The following is an 18,900-nucleotide window of genomic DNA, read 5'->3' on the forward strand; positions in this document are numbered from 1 at the left end:
CGCGCGAGAAGAGAGGCGCCTTCTCTCCGTCCAAACCCGGAGCGGCGCCCCGGGTCAAGCCCGGGGCGGCCGGCTCACGCCGGACCGGTTACCGAAGCGCCACCGTTGCGGCCCCGGGCGATGACGAACCGGAGGGGGCCGCCCCGGTCGAGGTCGGCCACCAGGGCGCGGGCCTCCGCCTCGGACGGGACCAGCGCGAAGCCGGTCGGCCCCCAGGAGGACTGGCCGTAGCCCGCGACGCCCCGCGCGGCGACGCTGGCGAGCGCCTCCGCCACCGCGGTGCTGGCGTAGCGGCCGCCCTGATGGGGCGCGAAATGGTCGCCGATCAGCGTCTGGATCCGGGTGATGCCGGCGCCGAAGCCCTGCGGCTCCGCCAGGGCGACGGCGGGCAGCACCTGCATCAGCGCGATCCGGCAGATCTCGGCGGCCTGGGCCTCGGGGAAGCGCGGCAGGTCGCGGAACGCCTCGACCTCGCGCGTCCCGTGCACGCCGGCCATGCTCGGATCGAGGATCAGGACGATCCGCCAGGCCTCGGGATAGGGCAGGCGCGCGATGACCGGCGGCGGCCCGCCATCCGCGCCGCGGCCGCCGTCGACGATCAGGCCGCCCTCCGTGAAGGCGCACAGGCCGACGCCGGACCGGTTGCCCCGGTCCAGGGTTGCCGCGAAGGCCTCCGCCGCGAACGGCTCGCCGTTGAGGCGCGCCATCGCGGCCGCCACCGCGAGGGCGAGCTGCGTGCCGGAGCCGAACCCGGCATGGGCCGGGATCACCCGCTCGACATCGATGGCGACGTCCCCGCCGCGCCCGAGATGGGCGGCGGCGGCCTCGACGTAGCCGCGCACCCGGTCGGATTCCGGGCCCGTGACGGTGGGCCGGGCGGCCCGGCGGGCGGTCAGGGCCAGGGATGGTGCGTCGATGGCCAGCCCGATGCTGCCGAAGCGCCGGCCGAGCCCGCCATGCAGGTCCAGGAAGCCGAAATGCAGCCGCGCCGGTGCCTCGACCCGCACGGTACCGTCCGCCGTCGCCTCGTTCCGTTCGGGGACCTCGCCCAACGCTCTTCCCTCGAATCCCGTCTCGAATCCCGCAGGCCCGGCCCCTGCGCGGCGCGCTTGTCACACGCGGCCCGGAACCGGGCAACGTGGACGCGCGCGGATCGTGCCCGCCGACGGCGCAGGGCTGATCGATCGCGGAGAGCGCGCGCGGCGGTGAACCGATACCCGCGATTCACTTCCCGACGCGCATCGCCGCCGGACCCCCTTGCCGCGGTGCGCGGATGAAGGCAAACCTAGGCCCGCGACGGCGCGCCGAGTTTGCCGCCTGCCCGGACATGCCGGGCGGATGAGCCATTCCGATTCGGTGGGGAACCCTCGGGCTCGAGGGGCACCCGCTTCGTCCGGTCTTACGGCCGTCGCCCGCTCCGAAACCAAGCAAGAACGTTGCGAGAGGGAGCATGGCAGCCTGGGTGAAGGGTGGCGCGACGGACGCGGGCACCGCCATCGAGGCGGCCGCATCCCTCCTCGCCAAAGCGCGCGCGCCGGTGATCGCCGGCCTCAGCGCCGACGTGGCCGCAATCCGCGCGGCCTACGATCTCGCGGGGCGCATCGGCGCCTCCGTCGACACCGCCGGCGCGGCCGGCACCTACGCGGACCTCGGGGCGCTGAGCCGGGTCGGGGCGCTGACCTCGACACCCGCCGAGGCCGTCGGGCGCGCCGACGTGGTGCTGGTGGTCGGCGCCGCCCCCTGGCAGGCGCCGCTCCTGAAGCGCCTCGTCGACGGCAAGCCCGGCCGCGGTCGCGCCGCCGGGTCGGACCGCATTCTGCTGGCCGTCGGTGCCAACGCCACCGCGTCCCTGTCCTGGCCGGCCGAGGGCGGGCTGACCGAGGCGGTCGGCGTGCTGCGCGCCCACGCCCGCGGCCACCTCGCCGGCGATGATCTCCCCGGCCAGATCGCCGCGCAGCTCGCCGCCGCGCAGTACGGAATCCTCCTCTACGACGCCGCCGAACTCGGCGAGGTCGGCATCGAGATGCTCCAGGGCCTCGCCATGGAGCTCAGCGAGACGACGCGCTGCTTCACCCTCGCGGTCGGCGGCACCGGTCAGGACCGGGCGGTGGTGCCGGTCTCGGCCTGGCTCACCGGGCAGGCGCCGCGCAGCGGCTTCGGGCGCCGCGTGCCCGAGCACGATCCCTGGCGCTTCGACGCCACCCGGCAGGTCGCCGCCGGCGAGGTCGACGCCGTTCTCTGGCTCGGCGCCGTCCCGGTGTCGCGCCCGGACTGGCTGTCGAACGTCCCCTCCGTCGCGCTGGTCGCGGACGGTGAGGCCGGGGCCGCCGAGGTGGTGATCGCGGTCGGCCAGCCCGGCCGCGACCACGGCGGCGTGTTGTGGAACGAGCAGCGCGCCGCGCTGACCTTCTGGCCGGCCTCGGCGCCGTCGGATCTGCCGTCGGCCGCGTCGGTGCTGGGCGCCCTGAAGGAGCGCCTGGTCACGGGCCCGGCCGCGTCGAGGAGTGAACCCGCATGCTGAGCGTGATCCGGGGCGGGCGCGTCGTCGATCCGACCGCGTCCCGCGATTCCGTGGGCGACGTCTGGATCGAGGACGGCCGCGTGATCGATCCGCCGGGCCGCGAGCCCGACGCCGTGATCGACGCCGCGGGCTGCGTGGTGATGGCGGGCGGCGTGGAGGTGCACTCGCACATCGCCGGCGGCAACGTGATCACCTCGCGGCTGCTCCTGCCCGACCTCTACGTCAGCGAGGCGGCGCCCGACGGCCATCCCTTCGCCCACGCGGGCGGGGCGGCGGCCTGGATCGGCTCGACCTACGCGCGGATGGGCTACACCACGGCCGTCGAGCCGGCGATGCCGCCGACCCACGCGCTGGGCACGCAGCTCGAACTCGCCGACATCCCGCTGCTCGACCGCGGCGCCCTGACCGTGATGGGCAACGACGACCAGCTCCTGCAGCTCCTGCGCGAGGGCCAGGGCGGCAACGCCGTGCGCGACCTCGTCGCCCTGTCGGTCGCCCAATCGCGCGGCCTCGGGGTCAAGTGCATCAACGCCGGCGGCGCCTCGGCCTTCAAGGACGGGGCCCTGCGCCTGTCGCTCGACGACGAGATCCCCTGCTACGGGCTCTCGACCCGTCAGATCATGGGCTCGCTCCTCGACGCGGTCGAGGAGATCGGCGTCCCGCACCCGCTGCATGTCCACTGCAACAACCTCGGCCTGCCCGGGGCCGACGACAGCTTCATGGCGACGCTGGACGCGGCGGAGGGACGGCGCATCCACTTCGCCCACGCGCAGTTCTACGCCTACGGCGCGGTCGATCCGGCCAATCCCGGCACCGGCGGCTTCCGCTCGGCCGCCGAGCGGATCGCGCAGGCGATCACCGACAACCCGAACGCCACCCTCGATATCGGGCAGGTCGTGTTCGGCCAGACCGTGACGGTGTCCCTCGACATCCTCCGCCAATTCGCCGGCCGGAAGGGCGCCAAGCCGAAGAAGTGGGTCCTCAACGCGGGCGACGCCGAGGGCGGCGGCGTGGTGCCGTTCCTGTACCGGCCCCGGGGCCCGACCAGCTCGCTGCAATGGGCGATCGGCCTGGAGATCATGCTGCTCTCCACCGACCCGGAGCGGACGATCCTGACCACCGATCACCCGAACGGCGGCCCGTTCACACAGTATCCCCGCATCATCCACCTGCTGATGGACAAGTCGGAGCGCGACCGCGAGATCGCGACGCTGCCGAGCGTGGTCGGCGAGCGGTCGAGCCTCCCCGGGCTGGAGCGCGAGTACACGCTCTCGGAGATCGCGCAGCTGACCCGGTCCGGACCGGCGAAGCTCCTCGGCCTCGCCGACCGCGGCCACCTGCGGGCCGGCGCCCGGGCCGACGTCGCGGTCTACCGCGACGACGCGAACCGCACCGCGATGTTCACCGCCGCCAAGCTCGTCCTCAAGGACGGCGTGCCGATCGTCGAGGACGGCGAGGTCGTGGAGTGGCGCGCCGGCCGCACGCTGTCGCTGACCGTCGAGTCCGACAAGGCCATGGCGAAGCGCGCCGACAGCTACCTCACGGAGCGGTTCGGCGAGGGCCTCGACAGCTTCGCCGTGCCCGACGCGGCCTTCGGCGAGGGCCGGGAGAATTTCGAGGCGGTGCCATGCCGGGCGTGATCAGCGGGGCGAGCCGCGGGAAGTACGATGTCTGACCTCACCCTCAACGGCATCCCGGTCGTCGACACCTTCGCGGAGGCGTTCGACGTGGCCGGCACGGCCATCATCGTCACGAACGACACCGCCAAGTGGGCGATGATCGCCGCGACCACGATGACCGGCTTCGCCACCTCGGTGATCGGCTGCGGCGCCGAGGCCGGCATCGACGCCGAGCTGTCGCCCGAGGAGACCCCGGACGGTCGGCCGGGCGTGCGCATCCTGCTGTTCGGCTTCGAGCCGAACGGCCTCAAGGACCAGCTGATCAAGCGCGTCGGGCAGTGCATCCTCACCTGCCCGGGCACCGCCTGCTACGCGGGTGTCGACGGGCCGACCAAGATCAAGCTCGGCGGCGCGATCCGCTATTTCGGCGACGGGTTCGCGGTGGCCAAGCGCCTGCCCGACGCCACCGGCAAGGCCCGGCGCTACTGGCGCATCCCGGTGATGGACGGCGAGTTCCTCTGCGAGGATTCGGTCCGGGCCGTCGACGGTGCGGTCGGCGGCGGCAACCTGCTGTTCCTCGGGCGGAACCACGCCGAGACGCTCAAGGTCGCCGAGATCGCCGTCGAGGCCGCCAAGGCGGTCCCGGGCGCGATCCTGCCGTTCCCGGGCGGCATCGTCCGCTCCGGCTCCAAGGTCGGCGGCCGGACCAAGGGCATGATGGCCTCGACGAACGATGCCTACTGCCCGACCCTGAAGGGCCGCGCCGGCTCGGCGCTCCCGGCCGAGTGCGGCGTGGTGCTGGAGATCGTGATCGACGCCCTCACCTCGCAGGGCGTGTCCGACTCGATGCGCGCCGGCCTGCACGCCGCCACCGAGATCGGCGGCAAGCACGGCCTGATCGCCGTCACGGCCGGCAATTACGGCGGCAATCTCGGCCGCCACCACTACCACCTGCGCGACCTGATCGCGCGCGACAGCGCCAAGCCGGAGGGCTGAGCCGTGAGCACCCTCACCCTGCGCGCGGCCCCGCCCGAGCGCCTGGACCTCCTGAACGTCAACCCGCGGGCGCTCAGCCGCCTGTCCCAGGGCGAGGCCGAGCGCCTCGAGATCGGGACGACCCGGACCGGCGTGCGCCTCGGCGACTGCTTCGCGGTCGCGCTGGACGGCTCCGACACCCTGACCATCGAGGGCGGCCACGAGCGCCTCGACCGGGTCGGGGCGTCGCTGTCCGAAGGTACGATCCGGGTGACCGGCGATGTCGGCCAGCGCCTCGGCGCCGGCATGGCGGGCGGCAGCCTGACCGTCACCGGCCATGCCGGACCTTACGCAGCCTCCGGCGCCACCGGCGGCACGATCACCGTCGAGGGCGATGCCGGGGACTACGCCGGTGGCGCGGTCTACGCCGCGAAGGCCGGCCTCGACGGCGCGACGCTGATCATCCGCGGCAGCACCGGCGCCCATCTCGGCGACCGGATGCGGCGCGGGACGATCGTGGCCGGGCGCGCGGGCGCCTTCGCGGGCTCGCGCATGATCGCCGGCACCCTGGCGGCGCTCGCCGTGGGCGATCATCCCGGCTTCGGCATGCGCCGCGGGACGCTCCTCGTCGGCAGCCACGGCCGGATGTCGCCGACCTTCGTGGAGACCGGGACGCACGACCTCGTGTTCCTGCGGCTGCTGGCCAAGGCCCTGCGCGGCCTGAGCGCCGAGCACGCCGACCTCCTCGGCAAGCCGCTGCGCCGCTACTCCGGCGACCTCGCGACGATCGCCAAGGGCGAGATCTGGGTCGCGGCCTGACGCCGCCTGGGCAAGGGGCGTGGACGCGTCCTATGCTCCCGGCCAAGCCGGCCCGCACGAGGCCGGCAGCCCGGGGAGGCGCCCATGCTGCTGCTGCTGTCGATCTGTCTCGTCGCCCAGCTCTCGACCTGCCGCGAGGACCGGATCGAGATGTCCTTCGAGAGATCGAGCCCCTTCGTGTGCCTGCGCAACTCGCAGAGCGCGCTCGCGACCTGGCAGGCGGCGCATCCGGAATGGCACGTGGAGCGCTGGCGCTGCGCCGCGAAGGGCAGCCTGCCGAAGGACCTGTGACGGGACCTTGGTTCGGCGCTCCGGCGGTGCCATGCTCGGGCCCGCCTGCACGGCGGGATTGAGGGCGGGACGGGGACGATGCGCTCGCTGAAGGTCCGCTTCGCGCTGCTGCTCGGCGGCACCGCCATCGTGGTGGTGCTGGCCGCCGCGGCCGCGTTGGCGGCCATCGGGGCGGCGGAGCGCACCGTCGACCGGACCCTTGAGGCCCAGCGGCGCCTGGAGCTGCTGGCCGAGCTGTCCGGCCGCCTCACGCAGTTCGGTCTCGCGGCGGTGGAGACCGTCGGCAATCCCGACGGCCAGCCCGAGGCGATGGCGATCGCCCGCGACAACGCCGACCGCGCCCTGACCACCGTGGACGAGGCGCTCGCCAAGAGCTTCCCGCCGAGCGACGACCCGGCCGACCGGATGCAGTACGCCGCCCGCACCCGCCCCATGGCGCAGCTGCGCGCGGCGCGCGCCGTGCTGGACCGGCAGGTGTCGCTGATCAGCCGCCAGACCGAGCCGGAGCGGCGTCAGGACGCGATCAAGGGCGCGCTCAACGGTTTCGGTGCCATGACCGGTCAGCCGCTCTCGTTCCTGATCGAGGCCGAGCGGCGCAGCATGGCGCTCGGCTCCGAGGAGGCCCGGGCGCTCTCGGAGCGCCTGCGGGTGGCGGCCGCCGCCGCGGTGGCCGCGGCCCTCGTGCTGCTGGCGATCCTCTACCGCGGCGTCACCCGGCCGACCCTGGCCCGCATCGAGGAGGTCCGCCGCGCCGCGAGCGCCATCGGCCACGGCGCCCTGGACACGCGCCTCTCCGTCGCCACGCGGGACGAGCTCGGCCTGCTCATGACCAACGTCAACCGCATGGCCGCCCGCCTCGCTCGCCGGGAATCGCGGGTCGCGGCCGACCGGGCGGCGCTGGAGGACACCGTGGCGGCCCGCACCGCCGATCTGCGCGCCGCCAACGCCCGGCTCGAGGCCGTCGATCAGTCCCGCCGCCGCTTCTTCGCCGATGTCAGCCACGAACTGCGCACGCCGCTGACGGTGATCCTGGGCGAGTGCGACCTCGCCCTGCGCGGCGCGTCCCGGGGCACCGATCCGGGACCGGTCTTCGCGACGATCAAGAAGCGGGCGCAGCGCCTCAAGCTGCGCGTCGAGGACCTGCTGCGCGTCGCGCGCTCGGAATCCGGCGAGATCGCGTTCGACAAGCGCCGCCTGGGGCTCGCCCAGGTCCTGGCGGAGGCCGTGGACAACATGAGCTCCGAGGCGGCGCGCCGCCGCGTCGGTCTCACCCTCGATCCCGGCACCCGGGACGTCGAGTGCCTCGCCGACCGCGAGTGGATGCGCCAGACCGTCGAGAGCCTCGTCGACAACGCGCTCCGCCACGCCGCCGGCCTCACCCGGGTCGAGGTCGCCCTGGCGGCAGGGCCCGGACCGGTCGGACGGATCACCATCACGGATGACGGACCGGGCTTCGGCGCGCCGGAGGACGCGCTGTTCGAGCGCTTCAAGCGCGGCTCGGGCGCCGGACCGGACGAGACCGGGTTCGGCATCGGGCTCGCGCTCGCGCGGTGGATCGTGGAGCAGCACGGCGGCACGATCCGGCTCGGCCCCGGGCCGGACGGGCGCGGGGCCCGGGTCACCCTGGACATCCCGGCCTGCGATCCGGCATGGGAGACGGGCCCGGTCGACGGCGCTGCCGTTGGCGTCCAAGTGGGGGCCCAACTGGGCGCGCAGGTGAAGGAGTCGGCCGCATGACGCGGATCCTGATCGTCGAGGACGATATCGACATCCGCGGCCTCCTCGCCCGAGGGCTCGAGGCCGAGGGATTCGAGGTCGGGACGGCGGCCTGCGTCGACGAGGCCCTGAAGGCGGCCCACGACCCGGCCCCCGGCGCGGTGCTGCTCGACATCAACCTCCCGGACGGTTCGGGCCACGACGTCTGCCGGTCCCTGCGCGAGGGCGGCTTCCCGGGCGCGATCCTGTTCCTCTCGGCCCGCGACGAGATCCGCGACCGGGCCGAGGGCCTAGCGCTCGGCGCCGACGACTACATCATCAAGCCCTTCGAGTTCGACGAGCTGGTCGCGCGCCTGCGAACCCACCTGATGCGCCGCGAGCAGGCGGAGGCGCCGCGCTCGCGCATCAACGCCGGCAAGCTGATGCTCGACCTCGAGACCCGGCAGGCGAGCTGCGGCGAGGCGAGCGCCCGCCTCACGCCCCGCGAGGCCGACCTGCTGGCCATGCTGATGGAGAATATCGGCAAGCCGGTCTCGCGCGCCGACATCTTCGACCGGCTGTGGGCGAGCCAGGGCGGGCTCTCCCTCAACGTGGTCGACGTCTATATCGGCTACCTGCGCTCCAAGATGGCCGATTTCGTGCGCTACGGCGGGCCCGGCCTCGTCACCGTGCGGGGTAAAGGATTCATGCTGGAACTGCGCGGTCCCGACTTCCGCCAGTAGGCCCCTGTACTTTAGTCGCAGGCCCGCCCATTTCGCGATGGTTTCCGGACGCTTAGGAAGTCTCTCACAAAAATTTGGGAGGATCCGGCAACTTAGTGCTTGAAGCCCGCGCGTGAATCGTCGATACCTCTCCGGCGCCGGAAATGAGAGCGCCATCAGTGTCTTAGGGTCCTCTTAGGAACCGCGCGACACTCGGTGTAGATGTTGCCTGAGGAGAAACACCATGAAGTGGGCTGCCCCGATCGTGTCCGAGATCTGCGTCGGCATGGAAGTGACGAGCTACGAGTCGGCCGAGATCGACACCTTCAACTGAGTTTCACGGGCCGGGGATCTCGGGAGCCGCACCATGCGCGTCGTGATCCTCGGTTCCGCGGCCGGCGGCGGCCTTCCCCAGTGGAATTGCCGCTGCCCCATCTGCACGCTGGCGCGGTCCGAGCCGGACCGGGTGCGGCCCCGGACCCAGTCGAGCATCGCGGTCTCCGCGGACGGGTCGGACTGGCTGCTGATCAACGCCTCGCCGGACATCCGGCAACAGCTCTTCGACAATGCGCAGATGCATCCGCGCGAGGGCCTGCGCCACTCGCCGATCCGCGCCGTGCTCCTGACCAACGGCGACGTCGACCATGTCGCGGGTCTCCTGACCCTGCGCGAAAGTCAGCCCTACACGCTCTACGGCACGCGCGGGATCCTCGATTCGGTCAATGCCAACCGCGTCTTCGACGTGATGGCCGAGGGCGTCGTCGCCCGTCAGCCGATCGGCATGGACCAACGCTTCGAGCCCCTCCCCGGCCTGGCGGTCACCCTCTTCCCGGTCCCCGGCAAGGTGCCGCTCTGGCTGGAGGACGAGACCATGCAGATCGGCGCCGAGACCGAGACCACGGTCGGCGCCCTGATCGAGGCCGGTGGCCGGCGCCTCGCCTACATTCCCGGATGTGCCCGGGTGACGGACGGTCTGCGCGCGCGCATCGCCGGCGTGGACGCGCTGCTCTTCGACGGGACCGTCCTGCACGACGACGACATGATCCGGGCCGGCGTCGGCACCAAGACCGGCTGGCGCATGGGTCACGTGCCGATGCGCGGCGAGAACGGCTCGATCGAGGCCCTGGCTTCGGTCGAGATCGGGCGCCGCGTCTTCGTGCACATCAACAACACGAACCCGGTCCTGGTCGAGGGCTCGCCGGAGCGGGCCGATGTCGAGGCGGCCGGCTGGACCGTGGCGCATGACGGGCTGGGTCTGACGCTCTAGGACACCGCGCCGACGGCCTGCCGGATCCCCGCGCCGCGGCCTTATGCGCGACGGACGCTCGCCGGCGATGGTTGGGCGCCCGGGGGGACGGCACTATATCGTGGCTGAGCCCGGACAGTCGCCCCGCGCACGAGGGCGGGATCGGAACACAGGAAACGCGACCTGAGGACGGACGCCGGACACGCCATGAACGCCATTTTCCCGACCCCCGATGCCGCCGACAGCCAGCGTCTCCTGAGTCCCGAGGAACTGGAGGCGGCCCTGCGCGACATCGGCGCGCGCCGCTACCACAACCTGCACCCGTTCCACCGGCTGCTGCACGACGGCAAGCTGTCGAAGGACCAGGTCCGGGCCTGGGCGCTGAATCGCTACTACTACCAAGCGATGATTCCGGTGAAGGACGCCGCCGTGCTGGCGCGGATGACCGACGCGTCGCTGCGGCGGATCTGGCGCCAGCGGATCGTCGACCACGACGGCGACCACGAGGGTGACGGCGGCATCGAGCGCTGGCTCAAGCTGGCCGAGGGCGTCGGCTTCGACCGCGACTACGTGCTGTCGACCCGCGGCATCCTGTCGGCCACGAAGTTCTCGGTCGAGGCCTACGTCCACTTCGTCTCCGAGCGGACGCTCCTGGAGGCGATCGCCTCGTCGCTGACCGAGATGTTCTCGCCGACGATCATCTCCGAGCGCGTGGCCGGGATGCTGAAGAACTACGACTTCATCACCAAGGACACGCTGGCCTATTTCGACAAGCGCCTGACCCAGGCGCCGCGGGACGCGGACTTCGCCCTGGACTACGTCAAGCAGCACGCCACGACGCCGGAGCTGCAGCGGCAGGCGATGGCGGCGTTGACGTTCAAGTGCACCGTGCTGTGGACGCAGCTCGACGCCCTGTACTTCGCCTACGTGGCGCCCGGCATGGTCCCGCCGGACGCGTGGCAGCCCGGCGAGGGTCTGGTGGCCGAGGCGTCTCGGGCCAAGCCTGAAGCGGCCGGCGGGAAGATGGCGGCCGGCGACCGTCCGCGGCTGCCGCGCGGCGTCCGGCTGCGCAACGACGAGACCCGCGGCAAGTGGGTCCTGCTCGCCCCCGAGCGCACCTTCGACCTCGACGACAACGCCGTGGCGGTCCTGAAGCTCGTGGACGGCGCGCGGAGCGTCGCCGACATCGCGGACGAGCTGGGCAAGACCTACGCGGCCGATCCCCGCGCCATCGAGGCCGACATCCTGGTGATGCTCGACGGCCTCGCGGAGAAACGGGTTCTCGAGCGATGAACGCGCTGACGCCGAACCGCCCCGACGCGCCGGCCCCGGTCGGTCTGCTCGCCGAGCTGACCCACCGCTGCCCGCTGCGCTGCCCGTACTGCTCGAACCCGCTCGAGCTCGACCGGCGGTCGGGCGAGCTCGACACGCAGACGTGGCAGCGCGTGCTCGGGGAGGCCGCGGCGCTCGGCGTCCTGCACGTGCACCTGTCCGGCGGCGAGCCGACGGCGCGCAACGACATCGTCGAGATCACCAAGACCTGTGCCGATCTCGGCCTGTACTCGAACCTGATCACGTCCGGCGTCGGCGGGGCGCTGGGGAAGCTGCAGGCACTCTACGATGTCGGGCTCGACCACGTGCAGCTCTCGGTGCAGGGCGTCGACGCGCAGAACGCCGAGAAGATCGGCGGCCTGAAGAACGCCCAGCCGCAGAAGTTCGAGTTCGCCGCCAAGGTGGTCGCGCTCGGCCTTCCCCTCACGCTGAACTCGGTGATCCACCGCGGCAACATCCACGAGGTGGCGGGCTTCATCGATCTCGCGGTGAGGATGGGCGCCAAGCGGCTCGAGGTGGCGCACACGCAGTATTACGGCTGGGCCTACGTCAACCGCGCCGCCCTGATGCCCGACAAGGCGCAGGTCGACGAATCGATCCGGATCGTCGAGGCGGCCCGGGAGCGCCTGAAGGGCCAGCTCGTCATCGACCTCGTCGTGCCCGACTATTACGCGAAGTACCCGAAGGCCTGCGCGGGCGGCTGGGGCCGCAAGCTGATGAACGTCACGCCCCAGGGCAAGGTCCTGCCCTGCCACGCGGCCGAGACGATCCCGGGGCTGGAGTTCTGGAACGTCAACGACCGCTCGCTCGGCGAGATCTGGCGCGACTCGCCGGCCTTCACGGCCTATCGCGGCACCGACTGGATGAAGGAGCCCTGCCGCTCCTGCGACCGGCGCGAGAAGGACTGGGGCGGCTGCCGCTGCCAGGCGCTCGCGCTCGCCGGCGACGCGGCCGCCACGGACCCGGCCTGCTCGCTCTCGCCGCTCCACGCCAAGGTGCGGGCGCTCGCCACCGAGGAGGCGGCCGAGAACCCGCCCGACTACGTCTACCGGACGATCGGCAGCAACGTCCGGTCGCCGCTCAAGGAGGAAGTGAACTCGTGAGAAGTCTTGCCGTGAGGGGCCTCGCCGCGACGTCGGTCGCGCTGGCTCTGGCCGCGCTGCCGGCCCTCGCCGAGGACGCGCCGAAGCCCGCCACCGTCACCCCGGCGAACGCCGCCGCCCCGCCCTCCGCGGCGGATCTGCTGTTCGACCAGCCGCACATGAAGAACACGGCCGCGGGCTCGACGCTGACCTACGATTACCTGCGCCGCTCGGGGATCTCGAAGGGGCCGTTCGGGGCGCCGCTCGAGGACACGATCCAGCTGAAGGTGACGCCCGGAAAGACCGCCGAGGGCCGCGACATCAGCGTCGTGATGTTCTCCGGGCTGAACCGGATGCCGGCCGGCCCGTTCGAGGACATGGCGGGCAACCCGGTCGTCTCGCTCTTCCTCGAGAACCATCTCCGGGCCGTCGCGAAGGTGCTGGAGGCGAACCCGCGCTACCTCAAGCTCGCGATCCGCAAGGGCCTGCGCGAGAAGGCGACGGTGACGCCGACCAAGGTGGATATCGGCGGCCGCGAGGTCGACGGCTGGCGCGTGGTCACGAAGCCGTTCGCGGGCGACTCGATGGCGCAGCGCATGCGCGGCATGGACGACATGACCTATACCTTCGTGACCGCGCCCTCGGTCCCGGGCGAGATCGTCTCGATCGAGGCGTCGTCGAAGAGCCCCGACGGCGGCGAACTGCTGGAGGAGAAGCTGAGCTATGATCAGAAGGCTGGCTGAACGGGGCGCGCTGGCCGCCCTCGCCCTCACGCTGTCGGGCCTTACCGGCTGGGCCGCCGAGGAGAACGACTACCCGACCGACGCGCGGGTCGACTACGTGTTCGGCTGCATGGCCGCCAACGGCCAGACCCGCGAGAGCCTGCAGAAATGCTCGTGCTCGCTGGACCAACTCGCCGCGATCCTCCCCTACGACAAGTACGTTCAGGCGAGCACGGTGCTCTCGATGCGGCAGGGCATCGGCAACCGGGCGAACGAGTTCAAGTCGACCAAGATCTTCGACGACAAGGTCGCGGAGCTGCGCCGCGCCCAGGCCGAGGCCGAGATCCGCTGCTACCACGGCTGACGGGCAGGTCTGAGCCGCACGGCGAGGCCGGCGTTGCGCCGGCCTCCCGATTCGCGCACACCGGCTCCCGAACCGCGCTCGTGAACGGGACCCGCCTGTGACCCCCTCTTCCCGCCTGTCCGACCTGCTGCCGGCGCTCGGCGGCCGCACGCTGGTCATGGGCATCCTCAACGTCACGCCCGATTCCTTCTCCGACGGCGGGCTGTTCGCCGGGGAGGCCGAGGCCGTGGCCCAGGCCGAGCGGCTGGTCGCCGAGGGGGCGGCGATCCTCGACGTCGGCGGGGAATCGACGCGGCCCGGCCACGTTCCGGTCCCCGCCGAGGAGGAGCAGGCGCGCGTCGTGCCGGTCCTCCGCGCCGTGGCGCCGCGGCTGCCGGTGCCGATCTCGATCGACACCTACAAGGCCTCGACGGCGCGCGCCGCGCTCGAGGCCGGCGCGCGGATCGTGAACGACGTCTGGGGCCTCCAGCGCGAGCCCGACATCGCCAACGTCGCGGCCGCCCACGGCGCGCCGGTCATCATCATGCACAACCGCGAGACGATCGAGCCGGAGCTCGACATCGTCGCCGACATGCTGGCCTTCTTCGAGCGGTCCCTCGCGATCGCCCACCGGGCGGGCCTCGCGGATTCCGAGATCGTGCTCGACCCGGGGGTCGGGTTCGGCAAGACCTGGAATCAGCATCTCGAGGCGCTGCGGCGGCTGCCCGAGATCCGCGCCCTCGGCTTTCCGGTCCTCGTCGGCGTCTCGCGCAAGTCGCTCCTCGGACGCCTGCACGACCGCGAGACCCGTCCGGCGGACCGCCTGCACGGGTCCCTCGCCGCCCACGCCGTCGCGGCGACCCTCGGGGCCGACATCGTGCGCGTGCACGACGTGGCCGCACATATCGACGCGATGCGCGTCGTCGACGCCGTGATGCGGCCGGAGGCGCGCTGAGCATGCCGGGCGACCTGATCCGCGTCACCCGGATCGCCGTGTTCGGCCGGCACGGCGTGCTGGCCGAGGAGGCGGTGCTCGGTCAGCGCTTCTACATCTCCCTGGAAGCGGAACTCGATCTCGGCCCGGCGGGCCGCTCCGACGACGTGGCCGGCACGGTGAGCTACGCGGATCTCACGGCGGTGGCGGTCGCGATCGCCACCGAGCGCCGGTTCAACCTGATCGAGGCCCTGGCCGAGACGGTCGCCGCGGAGATCCTCGCGCGCTTCGCGCAGGTCGACGCCATCACCGTTCAGGTCGACAAGCCGAGCGCGCCCGTCCCCGCCATCCTGGACAGCGTCGGCGTCGCGATCACGCGCCGCCGCGGAGCCGGTCGATGAGGGCGTATCTCGGCATCGGCAGCAATGTCGGCGACATGGCCGCGATGCTCGACCGCGCGGTCACCGGTCTCGCCGCGATCCCGGGCATCGACGTCGTGGCGCGCTCGGCCGACTACCGGACCCCGCCCTGGGGAAAGACCGATCAGCCGTGGTTCCTGAACGGGGCCGTGGCGGTCGAGACCGACCTCGATCCGCACGGGCTGCTCGACGCCTGCCTCCGGGTGGAGCACGACCTCGGCCGGATCCGCGAGGAGCGCTGGGGACCCCGTGTGATCGACATCGACGTCCTGGCCTACGAGGGCGCCAGCATCGACGACGCGCGCCTCGTCCTGCCGCACCGCTACGTGCGCGAGCGGGCCTTCGTGCTCGTCCCGCTGGCGGAGATCGCGCCCGACCTCGTCATCGGCGGCGAGTGCGTGGTGGACGCCCTGGCGAAGCTCGACTCGACCGGTATCGCGCGCGCCTGATGGCGGCGCGCGCCGCGGCGCTGCGCGTCAGCGCTCGCCGGGGGCGACGAGCTTGTTCTCTTCCTCGTCGAGGAGCGGCACGTCGTAGTCGCGAAGGACCTTGTCGATGTCGGCCTTGCGCTTGCGCAGGATGGTGTTCAGCGAGCGCTTCCAGTCGTTCTCGCCGATCCGGACACCCATGGCGATCCGGTACGCCATCGGCGGACGCTCCGGCTCCTTCAGCAGCGGCACGACGCTCATGGGCGTGCCGGACTGCTTGGCGAGCCAGCCCGCCGCCGGGCCCCAGAGGACGGCCGCGTCGATCTCCTTCGCGGCCAGGGCCGCGACGATCTCGGCAGCGACCGTCTGGTGCTTGCGGGACGGGTCGAGCTGGTAGGGCGCGTAGGCCTTCATGGCCGAGACGAGGCCCAGTTCGCCCATCCGGTTGACCGGCGGCGTCCCGGCGATCACGCCGATGCTCTTGCCCTTCAGCCGCGGGTCGTCGAGGGCCGTCACACCGTCGAGTTCGCCCGCGCGGGTGACCAGCGTGTAGGCCGATCGATAATAGGGATTGGTGGTCTGGACGAGGTCGCTTCCGAAGGCCTGGCCCATGATGACGTCGCAGAGGCCGGTTCCGAGCGTGTTGCGCACGAAGCCCGGACCCTGCGTCAGCCAGTAGTAGCGGACCTTGATCTTCAGCTCGTCGGCGATGATCGCCGCGATCTTGTTCTCGAAGCCGTCCTCCTTGCGTTCGGAGAACGGCATGTTGCCCGGATCACCGCAGACGCGCAGCACGTCCGTGGTGACGGTATCCGGCAGATGCTGGGCGAGTGCGCCCTGCGCCCCGAAGACAGTCAGGGCGCAGAGAACGGCGATCCGGGCAGGAGACGACATCAGCCGCCCATGCATTCCTTCTCAGCCTTCTTGGCGGTCTCGGGCTTGCCCTCGTGCTCGGAGGGACGGATACGCCCGATCGCGCCGGAGGCGCGCGCCTTGAGGTAGACGTAGAGGTCGTCCGAGTAGCACATGACGTTCTTGTTGTCGCCGAAGGCCGGCATGACCTTCTGCTCGGCGGCGTTCACTTCCTGCTTGCCGCCCGCCAGGATGCCGATGAACTCCTCGTAGGAGAGGTGCTTCAGCGAGTCCTTGAGGGCCGGCGCGTAGGTCGAGCCCATGCCGTCCGGGCCGTGGCAGACGTGGCACTCGGCGTGATAGCGGCGGTAGCCCGAGTAGGTGTACCAGTCGAGCATCTTGCCGTCCTGGGTCACGTGGAACGTCGGGTGGCCCTCGGCGTCGAAGTACTTGCCGTCGTCGACCTTCACGGCCGCGTCCTTCTTCAGGAGCTTGTCATCCTGCTCGGCGGTCTTGTCGTTCGCGTTGAGCGAATTCGCCAGCTTGGGGTCGGCGGGCTTGGCATCCTCAGCATGTACGGCAACCGTCGAGACGGTCGCTAGGGCGAGGGCGGCGATAACCGGCCGCGTTACGATCTTGCTGAGGTTGAGCAACGCATGTGTCTCCCTTGATCGAGGCTCTTGGTCTCCCTCCGAGACGCAGCCTCTTGCGAGAAAGTCTAATCACAAGGATGCCGGCGCGGGAACCCGCGCCGGCACCATTTTTCACTTCAAACCCTGCGGCCGATTAGTTCGGCAGGGCGAAGACCGTCAGCTGACCGCCGAGGTTGGTGTACTGCGACAGAGCCGCGTAGCCACCCACCGCGCCGAGGCCGGCGTTCGGGTCGGTCAGGCCGGCCGCGAGGCCGATGCCGGCCCAGCCGCCGACGCCCGAGAGGACGCCCACGTACTGCTTGCCCTTGTGCTGGTAGGTCATCACGTTGCCGATGATGCCCGACGGGGTCTTGAACTTGAACAGCTCCTTGCCGGTCTTGTCGTCGACCGCCTTCAGGTAGCCCTCAAGCGTGCCGTAGAACACGACGTCGCCAGCGGTGGCCAGAGCACCGGACCACACCGAGAACTGCTCGGGGTTCGTCCACTTGATCTTGCCGTTGACGCCGTCCCACGCGATGAAGTTGCCCATGCCGCCGTGCGAGTTCGGGGCCGGGTACATCGAGAGGGTCGCACCGACGTAGGGCTGGCCCGGGGTGTAGGTCACCCGGAACGGCTCGTAGTCCATGCAGACGTGGTTGGTGGGCACGTAGAACAGGTTGGTCTTCGGCGAGAAGGCCGCAGGCTGCTGATCCTTGGTGCCCAGCGCCGCCGGGCAGATGCCCTTGGAGTTGGTGTCCTCACCGTTCTGCTCGGTCGAGTACTTCGACACGACCAGCGGCCGGCCGTAGTTCTTCGAGCCCTTGTCCATGTCGACCTTGGTCGCCCAGTTGACGGCCGGGTCGAACTTCTCGGCGACGAGGAGGGTGCCGTCCGCGCGGTTCAGCGTGTAGCCGAAGCCGTTACGGTCGAAGTGGGTCAGGAGCGGCTGCTCCTTGCCGTCGATCTTCTGATCCGTGAGGATCATCTCGTTGATGCCGTCGTAGTCCCACTCGTCGTGGGGGGTCATCTGGTAGACCCACTTGGCCATGCCGGTGTCCGGGTTACGCGCCCAGATGGTCATGGACCACTTGTTGTCGCCCGGACGCTGCTTGGGGTTCCAGGTCGAGGGGTTGCCCGAGCCGTAGTACATCAGGTCGAGCTTGGGGTCGTACGAGAACCAGCCCCAGGTGCAGCCGCCGCCGGTCTTCCACTGATCGCCTTCCCAGGTCTTCAGCGAGGAATCCTTGCCGATCGGCTTGCCGAGCGAGGTGGTCTTCTCCGGGTCGACGATCAGCTGATCGTCCGGGCCCTCGGAGTAGCCGCGCCACACCTTCTTGCCGGTCTTCAGGTCGTAGGCGGTGACGTGGCACTGCACGCCGAACTCGCCGCCCGAGATGCCGACGATGACCTTGTCCTTGACCGGCAGAACCGTCGCGGTGTTGGTCTCGCCCTTCTTCGGGTCGCCGTTCACGACCGACCAGTTGACCTTGCCGGTCTTGGCGTCGAGCGACACGAGGGTGGTGTCGGCCTGGTGCAGGAGGATGGCGCCGTCGGCGTAGGCCAGACCACGGTTGACCGTGTCACAGCACATGACCGGGATCACGGACGGATCCTGCTTCGGCTCGTACTTCCAGACGATCTTCGCGTCGTGGTCGAGGTCGAGGGCGTACACGATGTTCGGGAACGGCGTGTGCACGTACATCATGTTGCCGACGACGAGCGGCGAGCCCTCGTGGCCGCGCAGCACGCCGGTCGAGAACGTCCAGGCGACCTGCAGGTCCTTGACGTTCTTGGCGTTGATCTGATCGAGCTTCGAGTAGCGCGTATTCGCGTAGTCTACCGTCTGAAGAACCTGTTCCGCCGGGTTGGCGATGCCCTTCATGACGCTTTCATTGGCCAGCGCCGGCGCGGCGACGGCCGCGACACCTGCGCCGAGCGCAAGGAGATGTACCGCTCTCATGGGTTCCTCCGACAAGTCTTGAGAGTTCTCACGGCGCGCGAAGAGAGTGGCGTCGCTCGGACTCCGACCTGACTGTTTGCGACAGGGATGGACGCCTCGGTAGCGGGCATAGTGGACTTCGAGGAGATCTACTGATCCCCTAGCCAGGAGCCGCCATCCCTGAGGCGTCTCCCTCGAAACCGAGGCTTGCCCGGACCTTAAGAGATTTTTGAGCGCCGTCAACTCGCTGTTCGAGGCCTGTGGGCACACGGTGAAAGCTTCTTTTCGGGTGACACAGGCACGACGGATGTCATGCGTTTGCGAAAAGA

The 18,900-nt window shown here is 71.0% G+C and carries 20 protein-coding genes; 16 read left to right on the plus strand and 4 right to left on the minus strand.

All coding sequences use genetic code 11. From position 1 onward, the window contains the following. Positions 1 to 74: 74 nt before the first annotated feature. Entirely contained in the window at positions 75 to 1,052 is a 978-nt protein-coding gene (locus ABIC30_RS05290) for a beta-ribofuranosylaminobenzene 5'-phosphate synthase family protein (protein WP_331326426.1), read from the minus strand. Between the two features lie 398 nt (positions 1,053 to 1,450). Here ABIC30_RS05290 and ABIC30_RS05295 point away from each other — a divergent pair, with 398 nt between their 5' ends. The 16 genes from ABIC30_RS05295 to folK all read left to right on the plus strand — a co-directional run bounded on the left by ABIC30_RS05295 (position 1,451) and on the right by folK (position 15,169). Continuing rightward, positions 1,451 to 2,521, plus strand: a complete 1,071-nt coding sequence (locus ABIC30_RS05295) for a formyltransferase (protein WP_354454313.1) — start codon at positions 1,451 to 1,453, stop codon at positions 2,519 to 2,521. After that, entirely contained in the window at positions 2,515 to 4,161 is a 1,647-nt protein-coding gene (locus ABIC30_RS05300; protein WP_331326427.1) for a formylmethanofuran dehydrogenase subunit A, read from the plus strand. Before ABIC30_RS05295 ends, ABIC30_RS05300 begins: the two co-directional genes overlap by 7 nt. 27 nt (positions 4,162 to 4,188) lie before the next feature. Next, complete coding sequence (gene fhcD / locus ABIC30_RS05305; protein ID WP_020091835.1) at positions 4,189 to 5,136, plus strand: formylmethanofuran--tetrahydromethanopterin N-formyltransferase; 948 nt, start codon at positions 4,189 to 4,191, stop codon at positions 5,134 to 5,136. 3 nt (positions 5,137 to 5,139) lie between these two features. After that, positions 5,140 to 5,934, plus strand: coding sequence for a formylmethanofuran dehydrogenase subunit C (locus ABIC30_RS05310; protein ID WP_354454316.1), 795 nt, complete (start codon positions 5,140 to 5,142; stop codon positions 5,932 to 5,934). An 84-nt stretch (positions 5,935 to 6,018) separates the two neighbouring features. Then, positions 6,019 to 6,225: a hypothetical protein gene (locus ABIC30_RS05315; RefSeq protein WP_354454318.1), complete on the plus strand. Its 207-nt coding sequence runs from the start codon at positions 6,019 to 6,021 to the stop codon at positions 6,223 to 6,225. Between the two features lie 78 nt (positions 6,226 to 6,303). Continuing rightward, positions 6,304 to 7,962 carry a sensor histidine kinase gene (locus ABIC30_RS05320; protein ID WP_354454320.1) on the plus strand — a complete coding sequence of 553 codons (1,659 nt, stop codon included), beginning with the start codon at positions 6,304 to 6,306 and terminating at the stop codon, positions 7,960 to 7,962. Beyond that, the gene (locus ABIC30_RS05325) at positions 7,959 to 8,663 is read left to right on the plus strand and encodes a response regulator transcription factor (RefSeq protein ID WP_354454322.1); all 705 of its coding nucleotides are present in this window, start codon (positions 7,959 to 7,961) and stop codon (positions 8,661 to 8,663) included. The genes ABIC30_RS05320 and ABIC30_RS05325 overlap by 4 nt, the downstream gene beginning before the upstream one ends. Before the next feature lie 223 nt (positions 8,664 to 8,886). After that, on the plus strand, positions 8,887 to 8,976 hold the full coding sequence (pqqA, locus tag ABIC30_RS05330) for a pyrroloquinoline quinone precursor peptide PqqA (RefSeq protein WP_012317526.1): 90 nt from the start codon (positions 8,887 to 8,889) through the stop codon (positions 8,974 to 8,976). A gap of 33 nt (positions 8,977 to 9,009) precedes the next feature. Continuing rightward, positions 9,010 to 9,909 carry a pyrroloquinoline quinone biosynthesis protein PqqB gene (gene pqqB, locus ABIC30_RS05335; protein WP_354454324.1) on the plus strand — a complete coding sequence of 300 codons (900 nt, stop codon included), beginning with the start codon at positions 9,010 to 9,012 and terminating at the stop codon, positions 9,907 to 9,909. Between the two features lie 186 nt (positions 9,910 to 10,095). Then, positions 10,096 to 11,181: a pyrroloquinoline-quinone synthase PqqC gene (pqqC, locus tag ABIC30_RS05340; RefSeq protein ID WP_354454326.1), complete on the plus strand. Its 1,086-nt coding sequence runs from the start codon at positions 10,096 to 10,098 to the stop codon at positions 11,179 to 11,181. Next, complete coding sequence (gene pqqE, locus ABIC30_RS05345) at positions 11,178 to 12,323, plus strand: pyrroloquinoline quinone biosynthesis protein PqqE (protein WP_354454327.1); 1,146 nt, start codon at positions 11,178 to 11,180, stop codon at positions 12,321 to 12,323. The genes pqqC and pqqE overlap by 4 nt, the downstream gene beginning before the upstream one ends. After that, positions 12,320 to 13,045: a hypothetical protein gene (locus ABIC30_RS05350; protein WP_354454329.1), complete on the plus strand. Its 726-nt coding sequence runs from the start codon at positions 12,320 to 12,322 to the stop codon at positions 13,043 to 13,045. The genes pqqE and ABIC30_RS05350 overlap by 4 nt, the downstream gene beginning before the upstream one ends. Beyond that, a complete protein-coding gene (locus ABIC30_RS05355; protein ID WP_091978084.1) occupies positions 13,026 to 13,388 on the plus strand; it encodes a hypothetical protein in 363 nt (120 codons plus the stop codon). Before ABIC30_RS05350 ends, ABIC30_RS05355 begins: the two co-directional genes overlap by 20 nt. Before the next feature lie 97 nt (positions 13,389 to 13,485). After that, positions 13,486 to 14,322 (plus strand): dihydropteroate synthase, encoded by an 837-nt coding sequence (gene folP, locus ABIC30_RS05360; protein ID WP_331326432.1) that lies wholly within the window; start codon positions 13,486 to 13,488, stop codon positions 14,320 to 14,322. Positions 14,323 to 14,324: 2 nt separating this feature from the next. Next, positions 14,325 to 14,702: a dihydroneopterin aldolase gene (gene folB, locus ABIC30_RS05365; protein WP_331326433.1), complete on the plus strand. Its 378-nt coding sequence runs from the start codon at positions 14,325 to 14,327 to the stop codon at positions 14,700 to 14,702. Next, a complete protein-coding gene (gene folK / locus ABIC30_RS05370) occupies positions 14,699 to 15,169 on the plus strand; it encodes a 2-amino-4-hydroxy-6-hydroxymethyldihydropteridine diphosphokinase (RefSeq protein ID WP_331326434.1) in 471 nt (156 codons plus the stop codon). The genes folB and folK overlap by 4 nt, the downstream gene beginning before the upstream one ends. A gap of 27 nt (positions 15,170 to 15,196) precedes the next feature. On the opposite strand, the gene xoxJ is transcribed toward folK, so the two are convergent. The 3 genes from xoxJ to xoxF1 form a co-directional block, all read right to left on the minus strand. Next, positions 15,197 to 16,042, minus strand: a complete 846-nt coding sequence (xoxJ, locus tag ABIC30_RS05375) for a rare earth element methanol dehydrogenase accessory protein XoxJ (protein WP_244526844.1) — start codon at positions 16,040 to 16,042, stop codon at positions 15,197 to 15,199. Continuing rightward, the gene (locus ABIC30_RS05380) at positions 16,042 to 16,653 is read right to left on the minus strand and encodes a c-type cytochrome, methanol metabolism-related (protein WP_020091821.1); all 612 of its coding nucleotides are present in this window, start codon (positions 16,651 to 16,653) and stop codon (positions 16,042 to 16,044) included. Before ABIC30_RS05380 ends, xoxJ begins: the two co-directional genes overlap by 1 nt. 133 nt (positions 16,654 to 16,786) lie before the next feature. Next, on the minus strand, positions 16,787 to 18,592 hold the full coding sequence (gene xoxF1 / locus ABIC30_RS05385) for a lanthanide-dependent methanol dehydrogenase XoxF1 (RefSeq protein ID WP_026604740.1): 1,806 nt from the start codon (positions 18,590 to 18,592) through the stop codon (positions 16,787 to 16,789). Positions 18,593 to 18,900 lie beyond the last annotated feature (308 nt).

The sequence above is a fragment of the Methylobacterium sp. 1030 genome, assembly GCF_040544715.1.
Lineage (GTDB): Bacteria > Pseudomonadota > Alphaproteobacteria > Rhizobiales > Beijerinckiaceae > Methylobacterium.

Bases quoted from the DNA above. Each gene is read 5' to 3' on its own strand.
- ABIC30_RS05315 (WP_354454318.1), top strand. From the start codon at position 6,019: ATGCTGCTGCTGCTGTCGATCTGTCTCGTCGCCCAGCTCTCGACCTGC.
- ABIC30_RS05320 (WP_354454320.1), top strand. From the start codon at position 6,304: ATGCGCTCGCTGAAGGTCCGCTTCGCGCTGCTGCTCGGCGGCACCGCC.
- pqqE (WP_354454327.1), top strand. From the start codon at position 11,178: ATGAACGCGCTGACGCCGAACCGCCCCGACGCGCCGGCCCCGGTCGGT.
- ABIC30_RS05355 (WP_091978084.1), top strand. From the start codon at position 13,026: ATGATCAGAAGGCTGGCTGAACGGGGCGCGCTGGCCGCCCTCGCCCTC.
- pqqC (WP_354454326.1), top strand. From the start codon at position 10,096: ATGAACGCCATTTTCCCGACCCCCGATGCCGCCGACAGCCAGCGTCTC.
- folB (WP_331326433.1), top strand. From the start codon at position 14,325: ATGCCGGGCGACCTGATCCGCGTCACCCGGATCGCCGTGTTCGGCCGG.
- ABIC30_RS05300 (WP_331326427.1), top strand. From the start codon at position 2,515: ATGCTGAGCGTGATCCGGGGCGGGCGCGTCGTCGATCCGACCGCGTCC.
- pqqA (WP_012317526.1), top strand. From the start codon at position 8,887: ATGAAGTGGGCTGCCCCGATCGTGTCCGAGATCTGCGTCGGCATGGAA.
- xoxJ (WP_244526844.1), bottom strand. From the start codon at position 16,042: ATGTCGTCTCCTGCCCGGATCGCCGTTCTCTGCGCCCTGACTGTCTTC.
- fhcD (WP_020091835.1), top strand. From the start codon at position 4,189: ATGTCTGACCTCACCCTCAACGGCATCCCGGTCGTCGACACCTTCGCG.
- xoxF1 (WP_026604740.1), bottom strand. From the start codon at position 18,592: ATGAGAGCGGTACATCTCCTTGCGCTCGGCGCAGGTGTCGCGGCCGTC.
- ABIC30_RS05325 (WP_354454322.1), top strand. From the start codon at position 7,959: ATGACGCGGATCCTGATCGTCGAGGACGATATCGACATCCGCGGCCTC.
- ABIC30_RS05295 (WP_354454313.1), top strand. From the start codon at position 1,451: ATGGCAGCCTGGGTGAAGGGTGGCGCGACGGACGCGGGCACCGCCATC.
- pqqB (WP_354454324.1), top strand. From the start codon at position 9,010: ATGCGCGTCGTGATCCTCGGTTCCGCGGCCGGCGGCGGCCTTCCCCAG.
- folK (WP_331326434.1), top strand. From the start codon at position 14,699: ATGAGGGCGTATCTCGGCATCGGCAGCAATGTCGGCGACATGGCCGCG.